The organism is Blautia caccae (assembly GCF_040095955.1).
Taxonomy (GTDB): Bacteria; Bacillota; Clostridia; order Lachnospirales; family Lachnospiraceae; genus Blautia; species Blautia celeris.
Genome location: NZ_JBBMFP010000002.1, coordinates 273296 through 295510, shown reverse-complemented (window position 1 = coordinate 295510; position 22215 = coordinate 273296). Strand labels below are relative to the sequence as shown.

General features: G+C 48.5%; 20 protein-coding genes. 3 read left to right on the top strand and 17 right to left on the bottom strand.

Annotation, left to right across the window (positions count from 1 at the left end):
• Positions 1 to 56: 56 nt before the first annotated feature.
• The 17 genes from WMO65_RS03260 to WMO65_RS03180 all read right to left on the bottom strand — a co-directional run bounded on the left by WMO65_RS03260 (position 57) and on the right by WMO65_RS03180 (position 19067).
• A complete protein-coding gene (locus WMO65_RS03260) occupies positions 57 to 1046 on the bottom strand; it encodes a rod shape-determining protein (protein WP_148391393.1) in 990 nt (329 codons plus the stop codon).
• 61 nt (positions 1047 to 1107) lie between these two features.
• Positions 1108 to 1806, bottom strand: coding sequence for a RadC family protein (gene radC, locus WMO65_RS03255; RefSeq protein ID WP_033142422.1), 699 nt, complete (start codon positions 1804 to 1806; stop codon positions 1108 to 1110).
• A gap of 95 nt (positions 1807 to 1901) precedes the next feature.
• Positions 1902 to 3494 (bottom strand): NAD(P)/FAD-dependent oxidoreductase, encoded by a 1593-nt coding sequence (locus WMO65_RS03250; RefSeq protein ID WP_148391394.1) that lies wholly within the window; start codon positions 3492 to 3494, stop codon positions 1902 to 1904.
• Between the two features lie 15 nt (positions 3495 to 3509).
• Positions 3510 to 4709 (bottom strand): BaiN/RdsA family NAD(P)/FAD-dependent oxidoreductase, encoded by a 1200-nt coding sequence (locus WMO65_RS03245; RefSeq protein ID WP_148391395.1) that lies wholly within the window; start codon positions 4707 to 4709, stop codon positions 3510 to 3512.
• A gap of 4 nt (positions 4710 to 4713) precedes the next feature.
• A complete protein-coding gene (locus WMO65_RS03240; RefSeq protein WP_033142425.1) occupies positions 4714 to 6012 on the bottom strand; it encodes a methionine gamma-lyase family protein in 1299 nt (432 codons plus the stop codon).
• Positions 5966 to 6955, bottom strand: coding sequence for a tRNA (adenosine(37)-N6)-dimethylallyltransferase MiaA (gene miaA / locus WMO65_RS03235; protein WP_033142426.1), 990 nt, complete (start codon positions 6953 to 6955; stop codon positions 5966 to 5968). Before miaA ends, WMO65_RS03240 begins: the two co-directional genes overlap by 47 nt.
• Before the next feature lie 9 nt (positions 6956 to 6964).
• Entirely contained in the window at positions 6965 to 9316 is a 2352-nt protein-coding gene (mutL, locus tag WMO65_RS03230) for a DNA mismatch repair endonuclease MutL (protein WP_148391396.1), read from the bottom strand.
• Positions 9310 to 11985: a DNA mismatch repair protein MutS gene (gene mutS / locus WMO65_RS03225; protein ID WP_148391397.1), complete on the bottom strand. Its 2676-nt coding sequence runs from the start codon at positions 11983 to 11985 to the stop codon at positions 9310 to 9312. Before mutS ends, mutL begins: the two co-directional genes overlap by 7 nt.
• Positions 11986 to 11991: 6 nt before the next feature.
• Positions 11992 to 13449, bottom strand: a complete 1458-nt coding sequence (miaB, locus tag WMO65_RS03220; protein WP_103732159.1) for a tRNA (N6-isopentenyl adenosine(37)-C2)-methylthiotransferase MiaB — start codon at positions 13447 to 13449, stop codon at positions 11992 to 11994.
• A 235-nt stretch (positions 13450 to 13684) separates the two neighbouring features.
• Positions 13685 to 13906, bottom strand: coding sequence for a DUF896 domain-containing protein (locus tag WMO65_RS03215; RefSeq protein ID WP_033142430.1), 222 nt, complete (start codon positions 13904 to 13906; stop codon positions 13685 to 13687).
• A 39-nt stretch (positions 13907 to 13945) separates the two neighbouring features.
• Complete coding sequence (gene proB, locus WMO65_RS03210) at positions 13946 to 14788, bottom strand: glutamate 5-kinase (protein WP_033142431.1); 843 nt, start codon at positions 14786 to 14788, stop codon at positions 13946 to 13948.
• A gap of 75 nt (positions 14789 to 14863) precedes the next feature.
• Positions 14864 to 15355: a hypothetical protein gene (locus WMO65_RS03205; RefSeq protein ID WP_033142432.1), complete on the bottom strand. Its 492-nt coding sequence runs from the start codon at positions 15353 to 15355 to the stop codon at positions 14864 to 14866.
• A gap of 112 nt (positions 15356 to 15467) precedes the next feature.
• The gene (locus WMO65_RS03200) at positions 15468 to 16715 is read right to left on the bottom strand and encodes a DUF3048 domain-containing protein (RefSeq protein WP_148391398.1); all 1248 of its coding nucleotides are present in this window, start codon (positions 16713 to 16715) and stop codon (positions 15468 to 15470) included.
• 17 nt (positions 16716 to 16732) lie between these two features.
• The gene (gene ybeY, locus WMO65_RS03195) at positions 16733 to 17227 is read right to left on the bottom strand and encodes an rRNA maturation RNase YbeY (protein WP_033142433.1); all 495 of its coding nucleotides are present in this window, start codon (positions 17225 to 17227) and stop codon (positions 16733 to 16735) included.
• 55 nt (positions 17228 to 17282) lie between these two features.
• Positions 17283 to 18284: a PhoH family protein gene (locus WMO65_RS03190; RefSeq protein ID WP_033142434.1), complete on the bottom strand. Its 1002-nt coding sequence runs from the start codon at positions 18282 to 18284 to the stop codon at positions 17283 to 17285.
• A gap of 154 nt (positions 18285 to 18438) precedes the next feature.
• Positions 18439 to 18564, bottom strand: a complete 126-nt coding sequence (locus tag WMO65_RS03185) for a hypothetical protein (RefSeq protein WP_255786267.1) — start codon at positions 18562 to 18564, stop codon at positions 18439 to 18441.
• A gap of 107 nt (positions 18565 to 18671) precedes the next feature.
• On the bottom strand, positions 18672 to 19067 hold the full coding sequence (locus WMO65_RS03180; protein WP_033142435.1) for an iron chaperone: 396 nt from the start codon (positions 19065 to 19067) through the stop codon (positions 18672 to 18674).
• 528 nt (positions 19068 to 19595) lie between these two features.
• Between WMO65_RS03180 and WMO65_RS03175 the strand changes: the two genes are divergently transcribed.
• The 3 genes from WMO65_RS03175 to WMO65_RS03165 all read left to right on the top strand — a co-directional run bounded on the left by WMO65_RS03175 (position 19596) and on the right by WMO65_RS03165 (position 22102).
• On the top strand, positions 19596 to 21107 hold the full coding sequence (locus tag WMO65_RS03175; protein WP_148391399.1) for a helix-turn-helix transcriptional regulator: 1512 nt from the start codon (positions 19596 to 19598) through the stop codon (positions 21105 to 21107).
• Entirely contained in the window at positions 21049 to 21663 is a 615-nt protein-coding gene (locus WMO65_RS03170; protein WP_256138293.1) for a GyrI-like domain-containing protein, read from the top strand. Before WMO65_RS03175 ends, WMO65_RS03170 begins: the two co-directional genes overlap by 59 nt.
• Positions 21664 to 21799: 136 nt before the next feature.
• Positions 21800 to 22102 carry a DUF1330 domain-containing protein gene (locus WMO65_RS03165; protein ID WP_148391401.1) on the top strand — a complete coding sequence of 101 codons (303 nt, stop codon included), beginning with the start codon at positions 21800 to 21802 and terminating at the stop codon, positions 22100 to 22102.
• Positions 22103 to 22215 lie beyond the last annotated feature (113 nt).

Sequence of the window (22215 nt, the reverse complement as noted above, 5' to 3'; positions counted from 1 at the left end):
ATAAAACCTCAGCTTTTTATTCATGTCAGCAGAAAGTCCACGGGATGTGCTTTCTGTTATTTCACCCATTTTCTGAGAGACTTGCTTCCTATGATCTCCTTAATACCGTATATGGTGCACAGATCATAGAACCGTGACAGACAGACTTTTTGTCCTGTCTGTCTGCTGATGAACCATTCGATATCCGGAATTTTTGTAGTGCCTCCGGTGAGATTGATGCCTTCCCTGGAAATATTCTGGCGAATCTGGGGCGGCGTCCGCTCCAGAAAAAAGCGTATTTCCTCGCAGATAGTGCCAAGAGGCTCTAAAATGGCCTCATAAACCATTCGGGAGGACACGACACCCTCCTGGGGCAGACCCGTGAGGCTGTCCACTCCCACCACTTTCCTGGCCTCTTTTTTGTCTTCTTTTAAGTAGGCCAGGGAGAATTTCAGGCGCCTGGCAGTACGGCTTCCGATATTCAGATTGCACCGGCGGCGAACCATATTTTGTATAGATTCATTTAACTGCTTACCGCCGATCTCCACAATTTTACTCAGAACCACTCTGCCCTTTTCAATGACAGAGATCTCACAGCTCTGCGCCCCGATATTTACCACCATGGAACCTTTTGTCTTGTTGATGGGTATTCCCAGCGCTACCGCATCGGCGATGGTCTTTTCTACCATATATATCTTATTTTTTCTGCTGGAATTTCCTATTGTATAGTAGGCCCTCTTTTCTATCTCGGATAAATCCGCGGGAACTGCAAGGTACAGTGTATTTCCGAAAATCGTACCGGCGCCCGCTTTCTCCAGAAGCGAATGCAGAACCATCTCCGTGTGGTTGATGTCTGCAATTTTGCCGAATGTCATGGGAGTGATGACCGAGACATTTGAGGGGTTTTTTTCAAAAATCTCATAAGCATCATTGCCTGTGGCCAGGATCTGTTTTCCGTTCCGAATGGCAATCATGTTCTTTTCCGTTAAGATGGTGTCCTGCTGGCAGGAATAGATTTTCACCATACTGGTGCCTAAATCCACACCGAACGTTTTATGAAATGGCATATTGTGCTCCCCTTTATTTATGACCAAGAAAGCCCGCTGCGCGTTCTTTCTATATATCTATTTATTCAAATAAACCCTGCTCCCGGAAGCTTATGTAACGGCAGTCTCCGATAATGATGTGATCCAGAAGCGGGATGCCCAGCATTGCGCCGGCATTCTGAACTCTCTTCGTAATGTTAAGATCCGCCTTACTTGGGGTCGGGTCTCCGCTTGGATGGTTATGGACCAGCAGGATTCCCACCGCGTGATAGGAAAGAGCGGCAAGAAAAATTTCCCGCGGGTTTACCAGGGACATATTTACAGTCCCCTTAAAAACAGTTTCTTCCCCCAGGCGATGATTTTTGCAGTCCAGCATCATACAAAGCAGCAGCTCCTGTTCCTGATGGCGGAGCTGCTCCATGTAGAAATTGGCAATGGATGCCGGATGATCAAAGGAAACACCCTTTTCTGCCACAGAGACTGCAATCCTCTTGGAAAGTTCACCGATACATTTGAGCTGTACGGCTTTCACTGTTCCGATTCCCCGTATACTTTTTAACTGCTGGAGGCTCAGCTGGTGAAGGCCGGGCAGGCCTTCTTTGTCCCGGGAAAGGTGCAGCACCTCCCCTGCAAGCTCCAGTGAGGAGCTGCCGCTTGAGCCGGAGCGCAAAAGCACTGCCAGCAGTTCTTCATCAGTCAGTGCCTGGGCTCCAAGCTTCAGACACTTTTCGTATGGCCGGTTTTCATTTGGTATTTCTTTGATTTTTCTATTGTCATTCATATGATTTTCCACATACTCTCTTCAGCATGGTATGGGCATCATAAAAAAATTTAGCAGATTTAATTGTAGCACAGATTAAAAACGATGTATATGCCTTAACAAAAATTTATCACTTTTTTCACAATTACTTCCCCAATTTTTAAGCCGTCCATGGCTGCTGAGGTGATTCCTCCCGCATATCCGGCACCCTCCCCACAGGGATAAACACCGCGGATACTGCTCTCCATCTCTGCATTTCGCTCTATGCGCACAGGGGAGGAAGTACGGCTCTCCACACCGGTGAGAATTGCGTCATCCCTGGAAAAGCCGGGGATCATGCGGTCAAAATATGTGATTCCCTCCTGCAGGGCGCTGCTGATACCGGCGGGCAGAAGTTCTCTTAGATTGGCAAAGGACCAGTCTCCTTTCAGGCAGGGCGTGACCTGTCCAAGTCCGGTACTCTTCCGGTTCTCTTTAAAATCACCGAAAAGCTGAAGGGGAATTCTGCCTCCGCCCAGACGCCAGGCGGCCCGTTCCAGCCCTCTTTGGAATTCCACGCCGGAAAGGGGGCCGGTATTTCCGTAGTCGTCAGGTGTTACGGTGACGATCATGGCACTATTGGCGTTTTTTGAGGCGCGGTCCTGGTAGCTCATGCCATTGACTGCCAGCATGCCCTCCTCTGAGGAGGCATTGACCACATAGCCGCCGGGACACATGCAGAAGCTGTACACCCCCCGGCCTCCCGCTGCCTTGTGAGTCAGCTTGTAGGCGGCCGCTCCTAAGGTTTCATGTTCTCTGCAGCCGTACTGGTACTGGTTGATGAGCGTCTGGGGATGTTCAATGCGCAGACCGACTGCGAAGGCTTTGGCCTGCATGGAAAATCCGCTTTTCTCCAGAAGAGAAAACGTATCCCGGGCGCTGTGCCCCACGGCGAGGACCAGTGTGGAAACAGAAAGCTGTTCTCGGTGATTGATCTCAATGCCCGTAAGCTGTCCTTTTTCTGTATGGATACCGGTCAGTGCGCTTCGGAAACGGATTTCACCGCCCAGCGCTTCGATTTTTTTTCTGAGATTTTTTACGATCGTCACCAGAAGATCCGTGCCCAGATGGGGTTTCTGCACATACAAGATCTCATCCGGTGCTCCGCATTCCACAAAGAGACGGAGGACCTCCAGGTTTCTGCCTGCAGGGTCCTTGACCAGGGTGTTCAGTTTTCCGTCAGAAAAGGTTCCCGCACCGCCCTCCCCGAACTGCACGTTGGATTCTGTATCCAAAGCTTTGCCGTCCCAGAAGGACTGTACTTTTTTCATGCGGCTGTCCACATCGTCCCCCCGTTCGATGACAAGGGGAGAAAGACCTGCACGAGCCAGATAATAGGCACAGAAAAGACCTGCCGGACCGCTGCCCACAACTACCGGGCGCTGCAGTCTGTCTCTGTTGTCCGTGTGCAGATAGGTGTAGGGCACTCTTTTGGTTGACATAACAATTTTATGGTCAACTCTTTTAAGAACAGTGCTCTCTTTTTTTACCTCTGCGTCAATGGTATATACGAAAAAAAGATCCGGCTTTTTTCTGGCATCCAGGGATTGTTTCCGGATGGACCAGGAACAAAGCTCTTCTTTTTTTATTTTCAATGTTTTTATAATCTTTTTTTCCAGTTCGTTTTCAGTGTGTGAGACCGGAAGCTTTAATTGTTGTATGGTGAGCATGTATCTACCTTTCTGTTATAAAGCGGCATGTGTGCCTGCCATGGCTGCACTGGACCAGGCCCACTGCAGGTTATATCCTCCGCAGATACCGTCTGTGTCCACCACTTCCCCCGCGAAAAAGATACCGGGATGAAGGGAAGATTCCATGGTTCCTGCGGATAACTCCTCTGTGGAAACGCCGCCGGAGCATACCTGCGCCTGCCCGAGGGAACGAGGCCCCTTGACATCCAGTTCCAGGCATTTGATTTTCTGTACCAGAGATGCTGTGTCAGTCTTATCATCCTGAGTCAGCACATCAATGAGTTTTTTCGGAAAAAGTCCCACAAGGCTTTCCTTCAAAGTCTTGTACGGGCAGTTATCCATACGGGCTTTCAGAAATGCCTCCAGGGCTTCCTCTGTAAAATCCGGCATAAAGTCAAGCAAAAGCCGTACGGGCACACCCTCATCCAGAAGCCGCACCGCATAGCCGCTCAGCTGGAAGACCGGGATTCCGGAGACGCCGTATTCTGTGAGCTGCAGCTCGCCTCTCTCCTCCCGGAAAATCCGGCGGTCAACGGCAAGGGAGACGCATCCCTCTGCGCGGACGCCTGCCCACTTTTTAAAGAAGCTGCCTTTGCAGACCAGAGGCACCAGTGCGGGGAGCGGTTTTATAAGCGTATGGCCCAGCTTTTTTGCAAGCTCGTACCCGGAAGTACAGGAGCCTGCAATCTCAGATGCCGGTGAACCGCAGGCGATGATCACGCTGTCGGCGGGATACTGCCATGACGCGGTCTTGACCAGCCATCTGCCCTGCTCCCGGTCCGGGCATGCACAGATATCTGTTACCTGTTCCCTGCATTTGATCTTCACTTTCAGATAACGGGCCTCCGCTTCCAGAACCTCCAGCACACTGGATGCCTGCAGACTCGCGGGGTAAAGGTAGCCGTCACGGTTCCTGGTGTAGATACCCAGCTTGGAAAAAAAGGCCACTGTCTGCTGCATGGGAAACTGCTGTATGACCTCCCAGGCAAATTCCGGGTGCCTGCCGTGGTAGCAGGAGGGGTGCTGGTAAGTGTTTGTTAAATTGCATCTGCCGTTTCCTGTGGCCAGAAGTTTTCTTCCCGGTTTTTCATTTTGTTCCAGCAGAATAACGGATGCGTGGTTTCTGGCGGCGAAGATGGCGCTTACCAGTCCGGCAGCGCCTCCGCCGATGATGCAGACAGTTTTTTTCTCCATGGATCTATGCCTCCTGTATTGGCAGTACCGCTATTTTTTTATCTATAAGTTTCTGTAAGGACATGAGGATTCCCAGTTTTGCGTGGTACCAGGTAAGACCGCCCTGAAAATATACGGCGTAAGGAGGCTTAATGGGGCCGTCCGCGGACAGTTCAATGGAGGAACCCTGTACAAAGGCGCCTGCCGCCATAATGACATCGCTGTCGTATCCGGGCATAGCCCAGGGTTCCGGCTCCACATAGCTGTCCACAGGTGCTGCCGCCTGAATGCCTTTGCAGAATTCTATGACGCCTTCCGGTACACCGAAGGTAACTGCCTGAATAATATCATGGCGGCTTTCCGTTCCGTTCGGTACCACTCCAAAGCCCAGGCGCTCATAGATATTGGCTGCAAAGACAGCGCCTTTCAGCGCTCCGGCCACCACGGTCGGTGCCAGGAAGAAGCCCTGGAAGAAGGGCTGGTTCACGCCAAGAGTGGCACCGACCTCTTTTCCGAGACCGGGAGAGGTGAGACGGTAAGCCGCATTTTCCACATATTCTTTTTTGCCCGCAATATAACCGCCGATGGGGGCCAGGCCGCCGCCGGGGTTCTTGATGAGGGAACCTACGATCAAATCCGCACCTACGTCAGTGGGTTCTATGCGTTCCACAAATTCACCGTAGCAGTTGTCAACCATGCAGATGACATCCGGCTTGATATTCTTTACAAACGCGATCAGTTCTCCGATGCGTTCCACAGACAATGTGGGACGGGTCTGGTATCCTTTGGAGCGCTGGATCGTGACCAGTTTTGTCTTCTCATTAATGGCCTTTTTGATGTTTTCATAATCAAAGCTGCCGTCAGGAAGCAGGTCCGTCTGTCTGTAGGTGACTCCGTATTCTGCCAGGGAGCCTCTGGACGGGCGGATGCCGATGACCTCCTCCAGGGTGTCATATGGCTTGCCCACAGGGGAGAAGAGTTCATCACCGGGGCGCAGGTTGCCGGAAAGAGCAACCGCAAGGGCATGGGTGCCGCAGGCGATTTGGGGCCGTACCAGTGCTGCCTCCGCGTGGAAAGCGTCTGCATATACATCTTCCAGGGTATCTCTTCCCAGGTCATTGTATCCGTATCCGCTGGAGGCGTAGAGACATGCCTCGCTGACTTTGTTTTTCTGCATTGCCAGGAGCACCTTCATCTGGTTATATTCCGCGTTATCGTCGATGGCTGCAAAGCGTTCCTTCAGTTCCTGTTCTATTTTATTTCCATATGCCAGTACCTCACTGCTGATTCCCAGTTCCCGGTACACTGCATTCATTTCCTGCATCACAAATTCCTCTTTCCTTACATATTTTCAGCATGTATTCCAAAATGGCATTCTCATTGTAGGAGAATTCCGGTTTGTTTACCCATATCACGTCTTTTTCCCTGCGGAACCAGGTAAGCTGCCGCTTGGCAAAATGGCGGGTATCTCTTTTCAGAATGTAGACTGCCTCCTCCAGGGTGATCTCTTCGTCCAGATAGGACAGAATCTCCTTGTATCCAAGGCCCTGCATGGAGACCATATTTTTGGTGTAGCCCATGTTTTTAAGTTTTTTTACTTCAGGGACCAGCCCGGCATCCAGCATTTCATCTACCCGCTGGTCAATACGGGCATAAAGTTTCTCTCTGTCATCGTTTAAGACAAAGTAGGCTGTATTGTACGGGGAAGTTTTCTCTGCCTCCCGCTCATTGTGTTCGGAGATGCGTTCTCCTGTCAGTTCATAGTATTCCAGGGCACGTATGACACGTTTTATATTGTTTTCATGTATTTTTTTTGCGGAGGCAGGGTCGACTTCCCGGAGGCGTCCGTGCATCCAGGCGGCTCCTTTTTCCCTGGCTTCCTGCTCAAGCTGCTGTCTCACCGGGCTTTTTTCCGTGTCCTCGGAAAAATCAATGTCTTTTACCACGGCCTGGATATAAAATCCTGTACCGCCGGTTAAAATAGGAATCTTTCCCCTGGCGTAAATTTTTGCCATGGCCTCTTTTGCCATCTGCTGGAACCGGACCACATGGAACTCCTCTTCTGGATTCAGCACATCAATGAGATAATGGGGGATGTTGTCCATCTCTTCTTTCGTGATCTTGGCGGAACCGATATCCATATGGCGGTATACCTGCATGGAATCCGCGGAGATGATCTCCCCGCCAACAGCGTGAGCCAGCCGGACAGACAGGTGGGTCTTGCCCACCGCCGTAGGTCCGGTCAGTATGATCAAAGGTTTTTTCAAGCTATTCACCTACACAATCCGTTTGAATTTCTTTTCCAGTTCGTATTTTGTCATGGAGACAATGGTGGGTCTTCCATGCGGGCAGTGATAAGGATTTTCCAGTCCCAGAAGCTCGTCGATCAGTTTGTCCGCTTCCGGGACGGAGAGCATCTGGTTGCCCTTTACAGCGGCTTTGCAGGCGGCTGTGGCGATTCTGTGGGTTATCAGTTCAGGGGTCTGTCTCCTGCCCTCTGTTTCCAGGCTGTCCAGAATCTCTATGAACAGTTCCTGAACCGTGACGCCGTACAGATTGGCCGGAACAGCGCTGATGCTGTATTCCCTGCCGCCGAAGGAAGAAATCTCAAAGCCAAACTGTTCAAATATCTCCATCTGCTCTTTTAAAAGCTCTGCCTCCTGAAGACTGAGCGCGATGATCTCCGGTGGACTTACCATCTGGGAGATGATCTCCCGCTGGCTGAATTCTTTCATGAAGCGCTCATAAAGCACTTTTTCGTGGGCGGCGTGCTGGTCAATGATGTAAAATTTCTCATCGTATTCCACCAGCCAGTATGTGTCAAAAAGCTGGCCGATGATGCGGTGGCGCAGTCTGGCTTTTTTGGAGAGAAGCCGGTCGTCAAACAGCTCCATCTGCCGGGGGCTTTCCGGTATTACGGATACTGACTCCTGTACCGCTGTGGCCGCCGGGTCTGCTGCTGCGGTTTGCGGCAATGGTTGTATTTCATCGGCGGGCTGTGCAGTATTTGATGGTGATGTTTCATTTGCAGACTGTGCGGCATTTGATGGTGATGTTTCATTTGCAGACTGTGCGGCATTTGATGGTGATGTTTCATTTGCGGACTGTGCGTCATTTGAAGGCATCGCTTCATTCGCAGGCTGCACAGCAATTGATGCCTTGGTTCCATTTGCAGACTTTATGGCAATGGATGACGGTTCTTCTGCGTTCATGTTGGAAATGTCCTGCGCTCCATGTTCGGGTGCAGGGAAAGTTGTGGCTGGCCGCACACCGATGCCGGAAGGCGGAGTATTTACGGAAGGCCGAATATCCGCATCCGGGGAGGACGGTACAACAGCGGGGCGCACGCCTGCAGGAAGGGGAGCGGGCACAACACCTTCGGTCCCCCGTTCGGAACCGGATTTTGAAGTCTCAGGTCCCGTTCCGTACTTATACGGACGTTTTTCCTCTGCTATAAAACCGGTATTCTGCTGTGGTGTGTAAATGTGTGATTTCTGCTTCTGCGGTGTATTGGAAATGCCTGCTCTTCGTCTCTGTTCAAAGGGTTCCGGGCCGTTTGGTTTTCTGCCGCCGCGTTCCTGCTCCTCCTTGTCCTTTCCCTGGTCAAAATCAATGTCGGGGATCAGTTCCCTGTGCGCCAGCACAGAAGTGAGCGCCTCATAAGTGGCCTGGTAAACAGCCTGCTGGTTCTGAAACCGGACTTCCATTTTTGTGGGATGTACGTTTACATCCACCTCATCTCCCTGAATGTTGTACTGCAGGCAGACAAAGGGGTATTTATGCTGCATCATATAGGGCTTATAGGCATCCTCTATGGCCTTCATGAGCACCTTGCTTTTTACATATCTGCCGTTAATATAATAATTTTCAAAGGTTCGGTTGCCTCTTGCAATGACAGGCTTTCCCGCAAATCCCTCTATGGAAATCCCGTTCTTTTCATACTTCACGGCGGTTACCTCACGGGCTATATCCCTGCCGTAAATGCCGTAGATGACATCCTTCAGGCTGGCATTGCCGGAGCTGTGAAGCTTTGTCTGTCCGTTTACCATGAATTTAAAAGAGATGTCCTGATGGGACAGAGCGAGCTGTTCCATATAGGAACTCACATAACCGGCTTCTGTCATGGCTGTCTTTAAGAATTTTGCCCTGACCGGCGTGTTGAAAAACAGGTTGCGGACAATTATGGTAGTGCCGCAGGGCGCGCCGATCTCCTCCAGAGACTTTTCTTTTCCGCCTTCTATGAGATAGCGCACGCCTGTGAGGGCTTCCGGTGTTTTGGTTATCAGCTCCACCTGTCCGACTGCTGCAATGCTTGACAGAGCCTCACCGCGGAATCCCAGGGAGGATATCCGCATCAGGTCTTCCACCTTCTCAATTTTGCTGGTGGCATGGCGCAGAAAAGCAAGGGGCACCTGTTCCCGCACCATGCCGCGGCCGTTGTCGGTCACACGTATGAAGGAGATGCCGCCCTCTTTGATTTCCACGGTAATGGCAGAGGAACCGGCGTCGATGGCATTCTCCACCAGCTCCTTCACCACGGAGGCGGGACGTTCCACCACCTCGCCGGCCGCTATTTTATCTATGGTATTCTGATCTAAAACAGCAATTTTTCTCAATTCTATCACCATCTGTTCTTCAGTTTGTTCTGAAGCTTATAAATTGTGTTCAGCGCGTCAATGGGTGTTAAATTAGAGACATCAATATTTTTCAGTTCATCCAGCACATCATCATCCTTCACGGTGTCAAACAGGGAAATCTGCTCTAAGTCCAGTTCGTCCAAATGTACCTGGGGCTTTGTCTTCGTCTTTTTATTTTCCGAGGCGATATCCTTGACCGCTGCAGTGATGTCCGCGCTGACCAGTTCCTCCACCAGTTCTTTTGCCCGCTCAATGACCACATCCGGCACACCGGCCAGTTTTGCCACCTGGATACCGTAGCTCTTGTCCGCACCGCCTTTCACGATTTTCCGCAGAAAGACAATGTCGTCTCCACGCTCTTTCACGGCAATGCAGTAATTGTTCACGCCGGCCAGCTTGCCTTCCAGTTCGGTCAGTTCATGGTAATGGGTGGCAAAAAGTGTCTTAGCTCCCAGAATCTTCGTGTTGCTGATATATTCAATGACTGCCCAGGCAATGGAGAGGCCGTCAAAGGTGCTGGTTCCGCGCCCGATCTCATCCAGGATGAGAAGGCTTCTGGACGTGGCGTTCCGCAGAATATTGGCAACCTCGGTCATCTCCACCATAAAGGTACTCTGACCGCTTGCCAGGTCATCGGAGGCGCCCACACGGGTAAAGATACGGTCCGCAATGCCGATGTTGGCCTTTTCAGCGGGGACAAAGGAACCGATCTGTGCCATCAGGACGATCAGGGCGGTCTGGCGCATATATGTGGATTTACCTGCCATATTGGGTCCGGTGATGACAGATACCCTGTTTTTGCTGTTGTCCAGGTACGTGTCATTGGGAATGAACATGTCGTTGGGAATCATTTTTTCCACCACCGGGTGGCGTCCGTTTTTGATGTCAATGACTCCTTTGGTGTTGATCTTGGGACGGACGTAATTGTTCCTGGATGCCACCAGCGCAAGGGAGATATAGGTGTCCAGCTTGGCTATGGCCTTGGCTGTCCGCTGAATCCGCTCCACCTCCCTGGAGATGGTATTGCGCACATTTACAAAAAGTTCGTATTCCAGGGCGTAGAGCTTATCTTCTGCCCCCAGGATCATATCTTCCAGCTCCTTCAGCCTTGGAGTGATATAACGCTCTGCATTGGTGAGGGTCTGCTTTCTGGTATAGTATTCTGGCACCATATCCTTGAAGGAATTGGTCACCTCCAGATAATAGCCGAATACCTTGTTGTATTTGATCTTCAGATTGCGGATGCCTGTCTTTTCCCTCTCTTCGGCTTCCAGTTCCGCAAGCCAGGATTTTCCTTTTGTTTTTGCCTCGCGGAAATGGTCCACATCTTCATTATAACCATCTTTGATGATGCCGCCCTCCTTCATGGCAAGAGGCGGTTCCTCCACAATGGCGGATTCCAGAAGGGTATACAGATCTCTTAAGTCATCCATATCCTCGTAGACGCACTGCATCTCTTCTGTGGAGAAGCTTTTGACAAGCTGTTTGATATACGGGATCATGGAGATGGAGGATTTGAAGGAGATCATATCCCGTGGATTGGCGGACTGATAGCTGACACGCCCGATCAGACGCTCCATATCATAAATGGGATTTAGATATTCCCTTATCTCCTCCCGGTCCATTTCCCTGGAATTGATCTCTTCCAGGGCATCCAGACGGCGGTTGATGGCATCCTCGTCAATGAGGGGCTGCTCAATAAAGGAGCGCAGCATTCTGGCTCCCATAGCAGTTTTTGTTTTGTCCAGAACCCACAAAAGGGAACCCCTCTTTACTTTCTCACGGAGGGCTTCCGTCAGTTCCAGATTCCTTCTGGATGAACTGTCAATGACCATGAAACGGTCTGTGATGTATGGGGTGATGGCACGCATATGCTCCAGGGAGTTTTTCTGTGTTTCCAGCAGATAAGTCAAAAGGGCGCCTGCTCCGATGACAGCACATTCATAATCCTTCAGTCCCAGGCCTTCCAGTGTCCCCACACGGAAATGCTCTTTCAGGGTTCTCACACACAGGTCATCATCAAAGTACCAGCTCTCCAGCGGATACAGGGAGATGTTCAGCCGGTTCCTGATCTCTTCCAGGTCCACGCCGCTCATACAGAATGCCTCATTACAGATGATTTCCGCCGGTGAGAACTTGTATACCTCGTCCAGAAGGGTTCGGATCTTATCCACCTCTGTCACCATAAAATCACCGGTGGTCACATCCGCAATGGCGATGCCGAAACGGTTGGACAGATAGACAACTGCCATAATATAGTTGTTTTTCGTCTCATCCAGTGCCTGGGTATTCAGATTGGTTCCCGGTGTGACCACACGGATGACCTCTCTTCTCACCATCCCCTTGGCTTCCTTTGGGTCCTCCATCTGCTCGCAGATCGCCACCTTGTAGCCCTTCCCCACCAGACGGTTTATGTAGACTTCTGCCGCGTGGTAGGGGACGCCGCACATGGGCGCCCGCTCGGACAGGCCGCAGTCCTTACCGGTCAGGGTCAGTTCCAGTTCCCGGGATGTTGTGACCGCATCGTCAAAAAACATCTCGTAAAAGTCGCCCAGGCGGTAAAATATAATACAGTCTTTATTTTCCTCTTTTGTCTTCACGTAATGCTGCATCATCGGTGAGAGTGATGCCACATCCACGTCTTTAAATGTAAGTCCCATATATTGTCATCCTACTTTCGTACCCATATAATAAAATCCTCTGCACTCATCAAGCCGCACACGGACCAGACTGCCGATCAGAGAGCTGTCTCCCGGAAAATGCACCAGTATGTTGTTGGAAAGTCTTCCTGTCATAAGGGTTTTATCGTGTTCATTCTGCTCCTCCACAAGAACCTCCTGTACGGTTCCGGTGTCCCTGGCAGACATTTCCCTGCCTATGGCCTGCACCCGTACAAGAAGCCTGTCAAAACGGTCTTTTATGACCTCCTCGGGAATCTGGTCTTCCATGACAGCAGCAGGCGTTCCGGTCCTCTTGGAATAAATAAAGGTAAAGGCACTGTCATAGCGCACTTTTTCCACCACGTCCATGGTCTCCAGAAAATCCTCTTCTGTCTCACCGGGAAATCCGACGATAATATCCGTGGTAAGAGAAATATCCGGCACTGCGGCACGAATCTTCTCCACAAGGGCCAGATACTGTTCCTTGTCATATCTTCGGTTCATCAGTTTTAAGATACGGCTGCTGCCTGACTGCAGGGGCAGATGAAGGTGTCTGCAGATCTTTTTGCTGTTTTTCATCACCTCGATCAGCTCGTCCGACAAATCTTTTGGATGTGAGGTCATAAAACGGATCCGGCGAAGCCCTTCTATCTTCTCAATCTCCTGTAAAAGCTGTGCAAATGTCATGGGTTCTTCCAGGTTCCTGCCATAAGAATTTACGTTCTGGCCCAGAAGCATCACCTCCACAACACCGTCTGCCACAAGCTGTTCAATCTCTCTTACAATATCTTTCGGGCTTCGGCTTCTCTCCCGGCCGCGCACATAGGGAACAATGCAGTAGCTGCAGAAGTTGTTGCATCCGAACATAATATTGACACCGGATTTGAAGGAATACTTCCGTTCTGCAGGCAGGTCCTCCACGATTTTATCGGTGTCTTTCCAGATATCTATGACCATACGGTCAGAAGTAAGGGCGCTTACGATCAGCTCTGAAAATTTATAGATATTATGTGTGCCGAAAATGAGATTCACAAAGGAATAGCTCTTTTTCAGCTTTTCCACCACGTGAGCCTCCTGCATCATACAGCCGCAGAGCGCGATCATCATGTGGGGATTTTTCTTTTTCCTGGCATGAAGCTGGCCCAGGCGGCCATACACACGGTGATTGGCATTCTCCCGGACGGTACAGGTGTTGAAAATGACAAAATCCGCATCCTCGTCCTGCTTCTCCACATATCCGATATTTTCCAGCACGCCCACCAGTTTTTCCGAGTCTCTGGCATTCATCTGACAGCCGAAGGTATTGACGCAGAAGGTCAGAGGACGGCCCAGCGCTTCACTTTTTTCTTTCACCAGAGCCCGTGCTTTTTTCATAAAATAATACTGGCGGTCCGGCTCCTTAGCCGGCGCTTCACCGCCTGCATCTATATTTCCCAGAATTTCTTCCAAATTTTCCTGATTCATTCCTTATCCTTTCCAAAATGCAAAATCAAAACATTCACGATTCCTTGTCACTGTTCTTATACACGTTTTGAACATTCACGACTTATTTTACTATAACGGATTTTAATTTTCAATCATTAAAATTTACATAATATCGGAACAGTAACGGAAAAAAGGGCGGAATGTATCAAAATTTGTCATACATTCAACCCTTTTCTTTATGTATACGGCAGATCTGCAAGTCTGCCTGCTGCGCTTAATGTTTTGTTTTCAGTCCGTATTTCGTGCCTAAGTTAGTGACGGTTCCGTCTTTTTCCTGGATATCAATATTGTCCAATTGGGCACGCATGTTCATGCGTATGGTGGCAATATATTCTGTGCGGAGCTTTTTCTGCTCCTCTTTTTCTTCCGGGGTCAGTTCTGTGACCTTTGATTTTCTTGCAAGCTCGTTGATCCTGTCGATCTGTTCCTGTTTCATGTGTATGGTCTCCTCTCTTATTGTCTCAAAGGGGCGGCATCACAGCTTCTGGATAATGTCATCCAGGTAAAAGCCTTCTTTTTTGTCCGCTAAGAACAAAGTGCCGTGGTTTCTTCCCTGCATTATTTTATGTATCACGTGGAAATCCTCTCCGTTGGCGATCACCATGTCAGCGCCTGCGCTGGTTGCAATATGGGCGGCGGTGAGCTTGGTTGCCATGCCTCCTGTTCCCACAGAGCTGCCTGTGCTGCCTTTTGCCATTTTCTCCAGATGGCTGTCTATCTTCTCCACCACGTCAATGAATTCGGCGTCCGGGTTCTGGTTGGGGTCATCCGTGAAAAGCCCGTCAATATCGGACAGCAGGATCAGCATGTCCGCATCCACCAGGGCTGCCACCAGAGCGGAAAGGGTGTCGTTGTCACCGAACTCAATCTCATCTGTGGAGATGGTGTCATTTTCATTTACAATGGGAATGGCTCCCATATCAAACAGCTTGTTAAAGGTGTTCATGGCATTTACTCTGGTGGCTGCATTGATCATGGTGTACTTTGTCATGAGCACCTGAGCTGCGGTCTGGTTGTACTCAGAAAAGAGTTTCTGATAGATCATCATAAGCCTTGCCTGGCCCACTGCGGCACATGCCTGCTTCTCCGCCAGTTCATCGGGACGCCTGTGGATGCCCATGGCGCTTCTTCCCACCGCAATGGCACCGGAGGAAACCACGATCACATCCTTGCCCTGGTTGTGAAGGTCTGCCAGTTCCCTGACCAGAATCTCCAGCTTTGTCAGATTTAAACGTCCTGTCTGCTCATGTGTCAGGGAGGAAGAGCCGATTTTTACTACAACTCTTTTTTTATCTTTTAATTTTTCTCTTATGTTCATTATTGATCACTCCATCGTTTTCATGTTCTCTTATATTACACCATTTTTAAGAGTTCGTCCAGAGCGGCTTTTTCTTTAGCTGGAATAATTCTCAAGGAAACTGTAGAGTTCATCTGTCCCCACGATCTCTTTGCCTCCCAGCACCTCCGCCTGTTCCTCGCTTGGCAGTGCTTCCAGAGGAATGTCCGTGTACTCAAAGACTTCCTTTCCATCTTCCAGATAAACGACCAAGCTGCCGTTTTCCATACGGACACAGTAGCGTGTCTCCTGATCGGATGCGGACATATCTCCCAGCTCCTGCCGCAGTACCACCTGGTTGTCAGCATAGGAGGATACCCGGTAACGTTCCTTCACCAGTTTTCCTGTATCCGAATTGAAGGATTCAAAGACATAGTCACTGTCTCTGGAAAACGGATTGGCGGAGACCTGCTTTCCCATCAAAGCGCTCTCCTGTTCCAGCCGGTTCATCCTGTCTCTCAGAGAGGTGAGCTGATAACTCAGGAAAAACCCACAGCTCAGGAAGAAAATGGCAAAGACAAGGCCGATACTATAAAAAATTCTTTTCATGAAAGAATCACTCCTTTATTCATATAAACTATCTATGAATATTAGTATCGGCCTTTTTTTCCACTTTATTCAGTTATTCCCTGCATTTTCAAAAGCGCAGCAGAGATTTTTCTTATTGGGCAGGCACTTCGGCTGCACCGGTATCTTCCGGAGTCTCTGCGGGCGCTTCTGTTCCCTGTGCCGCATCCGGGTTTTCCGCTGCGTCCGGATTCTCAGCAGCTTCCGGGGCTGCCGGTTCCGGGCCTGAGATTTCCACCTGGTCCGCATTGGTATCCTGGATAATGCAGATCCAGGTCTTTCCGGGATTCAGGGTGATCTCATTGCCGCCGGCATCGTAGTAATGGGTCGGTTCCCATTCGGAATCTTTCTTCCAGGTAATGTCAATGGCTTGACCTTCCGTGATATACTTGCCGCTTCCTCCTGCCATCACGTTGATGTTCAGATATCCGTTATCGTCATAATTTTCCCAAGGGCAATACTGGAGGATGACATTTTTGTAGCCCAGCTGGCTGCCTGTCAGCTCGTCAATCTGCGGTTCCCCGTACTGGGAACGGTAGTAAAGCTTATCCTCCGCGTTATAGTCAAACCACGGGTCATTGACGGAGTAATGGGGCTTTATCAGGGTTGCGGGTGTGCCCCCTGCGGGAGCTGCCTCCTTGCCCACCCATGCGAACTGGAAATGTCCCTTGTACTCCGGGGAATACTCCTGGCTGTAGGCATTGATCTCAATTCCCTTCTGCAGTCCCGCAAAGCTTGTGTATGCGTTGTGGGGGGCCACACGGTCTGTAGTACGGTAGTAGACATCCGCACCGTATCCTGAGAGGCCGCTTAGATTATTGACTTCCGGCAGTTCCAGATAGGGAAGGGCATAAGCCGCCTGTCCATAATGAGCGTAGATCGCTTCAAATTCCATGGCATAGAAAATATAGTAATCCCTGCAGCTTCTCACAGAGCCGATTTTCTCCAGATTGTCGTAATCCTCAAAAATACCCATAAGCCTGGTAATACCGCCCTCCACAGGTGCCTCATACACAACACCTGCATTGGCAATTCCCGCCTGGGGGACCGCTGCCTGGATATTGTTCAGCATAACAGCCACGGGCCTTCTCTGTCCGATGGCAGGACTTACATACTCTCCTGTCAGGTAACTTTTCATCATGCCCTCAGGGATCTGTTCCGTCTCCGGTTCTTTTGGCTGCAGTACAATCTCCTTGACCTCTTCTTTTTCCTCAGGCTCCTCTACCGTCTCCTGCGGAATCTCCTTTTTCTCAGCCTCTTTCTTTTTCCCGCATCCTGCAAGCAGTGTGGACGCACAGACAGCTCCCACCAGCAGCCATGCGAGATATTTTTTTGTTCTCATAATTTTCCTCCAATTTCTTATCTGCGGATTCCAAGCCCCTCAAGGATGGCCTCCTGTTTTGCTTCCATGACAGCAGCCTCTTCCTCTGACATATGGTCATAGCCCATCAGATGCAGCATGCTGTGGGCTACAAGAAACGCAAATTCCCGTACAGCGCCATGTCCGTACTGCACGGCCTGCTGAAGCATTCTGGGCACTGCGATCATAATATCCCCTAAAATCAGCTCCCCTGTCTCAGGATGGAATGCGTCCTCGGATTCCTCTAAGAAGGAAAAATCCCCCGGTGTATCATAATCCAGCATGGGAAAGGACAGCACATCTGTCACCCTGTCTATCTCACGGAATTCCCGGTTCGTTCTTTGGATGTCCTCATCTGTGGTGAGTACCAGGCTCACTTCGGCCTCATAGGGACAGTTTTCAGAATCCAGGGCTGCTTCCACAACCTGCCGGGCAATGGACTCATAATCAAAATCCACATTTCCGGGATATTCCTTGTCAATATTCAGTGTCATACATTTTCCTCCCCATTATTCTCTTTTGTATGAGTTTCTATCGGTTATTATTCATTTATTTTCTGCGCATATGCGTCTGTCTGCCGGACGGTCCCGGCTTTTTATCCGCCTCTGCTTTCTCAAATGCCTTCACAATATCCTTCACAAGCCTGTTTCTGACCACATCCCGGTTATTCAGCCGCACTATACCGATCCCGTCAATGGAACCCAGGATAGCGGCGCATTTTTCCAGTCCGGAATCTGTGTTCTTTGGAAGGTCAATCTGTGTCACATCTCCGGTCAGGACCATTTTTGATCCTTCTCCGAGCCTGGTCAGGGCCATTTTGAGGGTTGAGAGTGAGGCGTTCTGACTTTCATCTATGATAATGCTTGCCCGGTTCAGGGTTCTGCCCCGCATATAGGCAAGCGGTGCGATCTCGATGGTTCCCCGCTCCAGATATTTCTGGACCTGTTCATTTCCCAGAATATCGTTGAGGGCGTCATAGAGAGGGCGAAGATAGGGGTCTACCTTCTGGGATAAATCTCCCGGAAGAAAGCCCAGCCGTTCCTCCCCGGCCTCAATTGCCGGACGGCTCATGATGATACGCTCAATATTACCATTTTTCAGATCCGCCACAGCCTGGGCAACCGCCAGATATGTCTTTCCGGTACCGGCAGGGCCGATGCAGATATTTACCGTATTTTCCTTTAGGGCTTTGGCATAGTTCTTCTGGCCGATGGTTTTGCATTTAATGGGACGGTTTCTGTGGGCAAGGACAATGACATCGGACATGGCCTTCATGGTCTCCTCAATCTCTCCTGCCTGGATGGATTCCAGCACGCGGTAGACTACATCCGTGTCAATCTTCTCTTTTCTGTCATGAATGTCCCGGAGGGATTTGAGAGTACGCACTGCACTCTGTACAGCCTGCTCAGAATCTCCGAGAATCTCCACATGGGAGTTTCTGGCGTTTATTGAAACAGACAGGGCATTTTCAATGAGCTTTGCATTGCTGTCCTGAACACCGAAAACATCCATCTGCTGATCTAGTGTAAATTCTAGTTCCTGCTCCTGCAAATAATTTCTCCTCGCTTTCCTGCAAATTACAAAAATCCAAATTAAATTATACTGCAACTCTCCGGCTTTTTCAAGCCCCGGGGATTTTGAGGTGCGCAAACCAGCCAGTAAACGGTTGATTTTCGCACCTGTTATTTATCTTTCTATGCAGAGGCTATGATAATACCTCAACCTGATCATACACTACCATAGCTGAGAAGGTTTCTTCTTTTGTCTGCAGGTTCATAGAAGCTGCCGCATATCCCCATATTCTTACCGGAACAGCCATTCCTGCTGCCATCAATGCCAGGTCACCACGGACAGCTGCTGCATTGTACAGCCTCTTGCCGAATTTCGAGTAATACCCGCCATACCAATTTGATACCCCCGCAAACTAAAATAAACAAGTCAGCTTAAACACCATTTCACAATATTTTCAATCAATTTTGTAGGTAATGCTTTATCATAAGGAAAATATATTGCATTTTTCTTAGTGACAAATTCGTTTAACTCCAATGCAAACTTTCCAATAGCTTCAACCCCTACATAGAAACTGATGTGCTTTTTACAAGCAGAAAATGAGATGGATTTTCCTTCTTTCTCATAATATGGCATACTCCATAATATACGTTCATTTACACATGGAACACTGTTTTGTAATATAATCATCAGTTCTGTTAAGTGGGGGTGTGTTTCTATGGGCTGCGAATCTATATATTCTAATACTGTTTTGGGTGCTTTCCCGCAGTAATGACCTTGATTTATTCTTTTAAATTCTCTCCCGCATTTGGGGCATATCCACATATTCCGTTTCCTCCGTAAATTTAAATTTTTCAGTTTACCATACTGGGGTTCTATAATTCCATTCTTCCCGGAGTATGTTGGCCATTTTTGATCCGACAAAGAACCATCTGAATAAAATCCATTCCCTCAGGCCGATTTGAATATGCTGTATCCAATTTCGATACTGGAAATGATAGGCTCTGTTCCATCCACTGCCCCCTCCTAACACCACACTTTTAAACTTGCCTTATTATACTATATATCAGTTCAGATGTATAGGCTCTGCTGTTTTCCAACTCCCGCTTCTTTTCCACACTGTCCGGGGCATCCTTATGCGGCATGTCTTTCCGGTTTGCTTTCAATCCGCTCAATGAATTTCCCCTGTACCTCTTCGGTATACCGTTCTTTCAGTTGTTCGGCCTCATCATGTCCCGGGGTAAAACTTAAGATCATTACTTCAAATGTAGGATGACAAACGCAAGCATTTTCTGACATGGCAAATGATTTATGAAAATGGTATAATAGAAACATTATATCCTATTAGTTTCATTGCAATTTTTATGGAATCGAGGTGAACACATGGACTGGTTACAGCGCATCAACGAATCAATCAATTATATGGAAACACATTTAATGGAAGAATTAAGCATTGAGCAGATATCAAATTATGTATTCGCTTCAAAGTCTAATTTTCAGCGGGTGTTTCATATGGTGACAGGTGTGACGATTGGCGAATATATCCGAAACCGCCGCTTAAGCCTGGCCGGGCAGGATCTGCTGCTTACGGACAATAAAGTTGCTGACATAGCGCAGAAATACCGTTATGACACTTCTGAGAGCTTTTCTAAGGCGTTTTTGCGTTTTCACAGCATTTCACCTTCAGATGTCAAAACATCCGGCGCTGTGCTTCGATTTTTTCATCCTCTCTCTATTAATATTTCAATCCGTGGTGGATTCAACAGGGCTTATCAACAGATTGATGAATTTTGTTGGAATAATCTTGACGAACAAATAATTAAAACGCTGACCGATGCAGAGAAGTATCAAGAACTCGTTCATTGGGCGATAACAGCGAGAGGGAAAAACCCAGGTGTTTTTGATGCGTTGACGGAATGGCTGCTGGATGATATTGAATGGTGCGAAGATAAGCTCAATGAAAACGAACAGATTTTGATGCAGGGTGTATTCGCACGGTTTTCAGAACAGAACAAACAGCTCCGCCGATACTTGTCGGAATTAAGGCCGGCAGGGGTGGTCAACGAAGCGGTATTCAAAGCCCTGGATCAATTTAATGATCAGTTGTCAGGACAGGTTCCAGACGAGCGGCTGCAGAAAGTGGTGGCACAAGTATTGGATGATTTTTCCCTTATGAAACAGCGCGGCATCAGAGAGCAGATTGCAGGAAGCATAACAGGCCCCACCGGCACGGATCATGCGGACATATACGGCTTTATCAATTATCTGAAAGAATGTGACGCGGAGGTGCAATGGGCGCTGTTTATGCCGGATAAAGTAAAGCGACAGCAGAACGGCTTCAAAGTAGTAAACTATGAATATAAAGAAATGCCCGGTATGCGGTTCATCGGATGGGAAGACGACGATTTGACCGACAGCGAATTGCAGGGGGAGCGTTTTCGTGTACTGGATGCCATGAATGGTGATCCGTCAGGTTTTGACTATGATATTCTGCTCTCGCATCATGAGGGCTTGTCTATCGATGTGGAGCCCGTACATCTTTTTTGGGGACGGTTTATGAGGGCAGACACCCCTGTGCCAAAAGGATTTCTCTCATTTGATTTTCTGCCATATCATGATGGCAGGGCAGGCATTCCATATATTTCTCAATTTGCCTATGCGGAATTCTCAGGAGATTATGATGCTATGCACAAAACGGAAGGATATGACATCAGTGCCATGTACGACGTCACCAGAAACATTATGCTCAGCCAGGGAATAACGATTCCGTATCCGGATAAATATTGGACAGCAGAAGTATTTAAAAATGGATACGACAAAGGTAGCACTGCTTATATGTTCAGCGCAGAGCTTATTGATACATAAAATTGTTCAAAGCGGTGTTGTCAATGTCTCGTTCAGTGGTGAAGACACCCCGACAAACTTGAATTTGGAGGAAGAAATAATAATGTCAGGATTAGAAGTGAAGCTAGAATATATCGACCAGCAAACAATATACGGATTGTGGCAAAAGTCAAATGATAAAACTATTTCCAGAGATATAAAGGCTCTGTCTAAACAGTATCATGCCGTGGTTTCCATGCCGGAGGGAAAGGTGTTACCCTATTTTGTACTTTCCAGAAATTACAATGAGCAAAGCCGCGATTTTGAATTATTTATTGGCAGTATGATTGACAAAAGCGGTTTAGAAAGCTGCATCCTCTCAGCCTGCGAATACGCCAAAATCACAGTAAAGCCTAAATTGGGCTTTTTGTGGGGGGCTTCTATCGGAGAGGCAAAACAATATTTCTATACAAAATGGTTACCCAAAAGTTCCTTTGAAGCATTGAATTTGGAATATGAGTATCACACAGAAAGAAGCACGGAAAGGCAGCCAACGATTGACATTATCTTTGCCATTCGACGCAAAGCGATCAATTAAAATCAGACAAATCTCATTTTTTTAACTTAACGCTATTGGTAGAAAGAAAAATAAGCAATTCCCAGTTTGTTGAACTGCACTAATGCAGCCTTTTGGGATAAGGTGTATCATCAAATAGTAATTTGGAGGACTTGAAATGGCATGTTATTTTTGTGTTGATGTATATTTTAATAAAGATAATGAACGTAATGAATATGATGAATATATTGCAATGGTAAAACCAATCGTAGAAGCTTATGGCGGTAAGTATCTTGTTAGAAGTGAAAATGTAATGGCACTCTCAGAAACCAGAACACCAAATAGAGTGATTCTAATTCGTTTCCCAAATAAGGAAGCATTGGATAAATGTTTTGGATCTAAAGAATATATCTCCATTATGCATAAGAGAACATCAACAGTGGATGCAAGGGCTGTTGTGATTAATGAGGAAATATTATGAAGATACATCAAATTGTATCGCTGTTCGTTGAAATTCGGTCAGGTAGACTCTGACCGTGCCGACGGGGGTCCTCCTTGTGATAGGCCGCTCTTGTATTCTAACCTAAAGGAGAA

Excerpts from the sequence above, each read along its gene's own strand:
- WMO65_RS03260 (WP_148391393.1), bottom strand. The coding sequence starts at position 1,046 with ATGCCATTTCATAAAACGTTCGGTGTGGATTTAGGCACCAGTATGGTG.
- radC (WP_033142422.1), bottom strand. The coding sequence starts at position 1,806 with ATGAATGACAATAGAAAAATCAAAGAAATACCAAATGAAAACCGGCCA.
- WMO65_RS03250 (WP_148391394.1), bottom strand. The coding sequence starts at position 3,494 with ATGCTCACCATACAACAATTAAAGCTTCCGGTCTCACACACTGAAAAC.
- WMO65_RS03245 (WP_148391395.1), bottom strand. The coding sequence starts at position 4,709 with ATGGAGAAAAAAACTGTCTGCATCATCGGCGGAGGCGCTGCCGGACTG.
- WMO65_RS03240 (WP_033142425.1), bottom strand. The coding sequence starts at position 6,012 with ATGCAGGAAATGAATGCAGTGTACCGGGAACTGGGAATCAGCAGTGAG.
- mutL (WP_148391396.1), bottom strand. The coding sequence starts at position 9,316 with ATGGTGATAGAATTGAGAAAAATTGCTGTTTTAGATCAGAATACCATA.
- mutS (WP_148391397.1), bottom strand. The coding sequence starts at position 11,985 with ATGGGACTTACATTTAAAGACGTGGATGTGGCATCACTCTCACCGATG.
- miaB (WP_103732159.1), bottom strand. The coding sequence starts at position 13,449 with ATGAATCAGGAAAATTTGGAAGAAATTCTGGGAAATATAGATGCAGGC.
- WMO65_RS03215 (WP_033142430.1), bottom strand. The coding sequence starts at position 13,906 with ATGAAACAGGAACAGATCGACAGGATCAACGAGCTTGCAAGAAAATCA.
- proB (WP_033142431.1), bottom strand. The coding sequence starts at position 14,788 with ATGAACATAAGAGAAAAATTAAAAGATAAAAAAAGAGTTGTAGTAAAA.
- WMO65_RS03205 (WP_033142432.1), bottom strand. The coding sequence starts at position 15,355 with ATGAAAAGAATTTTTTATAGTATCGGCCTTGTCTTTGCCATTTTCTTC.
- WMO65_RS03200 (WP_148391398.1), bottom strand. The coding sequence starts at position 16,715 with ATGAGAACAAAAAAATATCTCGCATGGCTGCTGGTGGGAGCTGTCTGT.
- ybeY (WP_033142433.1), bottom strand. The coding sequence starts at position 17,227 with ATGACACTGAATATTGACAAGGAATATCCCGGAAATGTGGATTTTGAT.
- WMO65_RS03185 (WP_255786267.1), bottom strand. The coding sequence starts at position 18,564 with ATGGCAGCAGGAATGGCTGTTCCGGTAAGAATATGGGGATATGCGGCA.
- WMO65_RS03180 (WP_033142435.1), bottom strand. The coding sequence starts at position 19,067 with ATGTGGATATGCCCCAAATGCGGGAGAGAATTTAAAAGAATAAATCAA.
- WMO65_RS03170 (WP_256138293.1), top strand. The coding sequence starts at position 21,049 with ATGGATACGACAAAGGTAGCACTGCTTATATGTTCAGCGCAGAGCTTA.
- WMO65_RS03165 (WP_148391401.1), top strand. The coding sequence starts at position 21,800 with ATGGCATGTTATTTTTGTGTTGATGTATATTTTAATAAAGATAATGAA.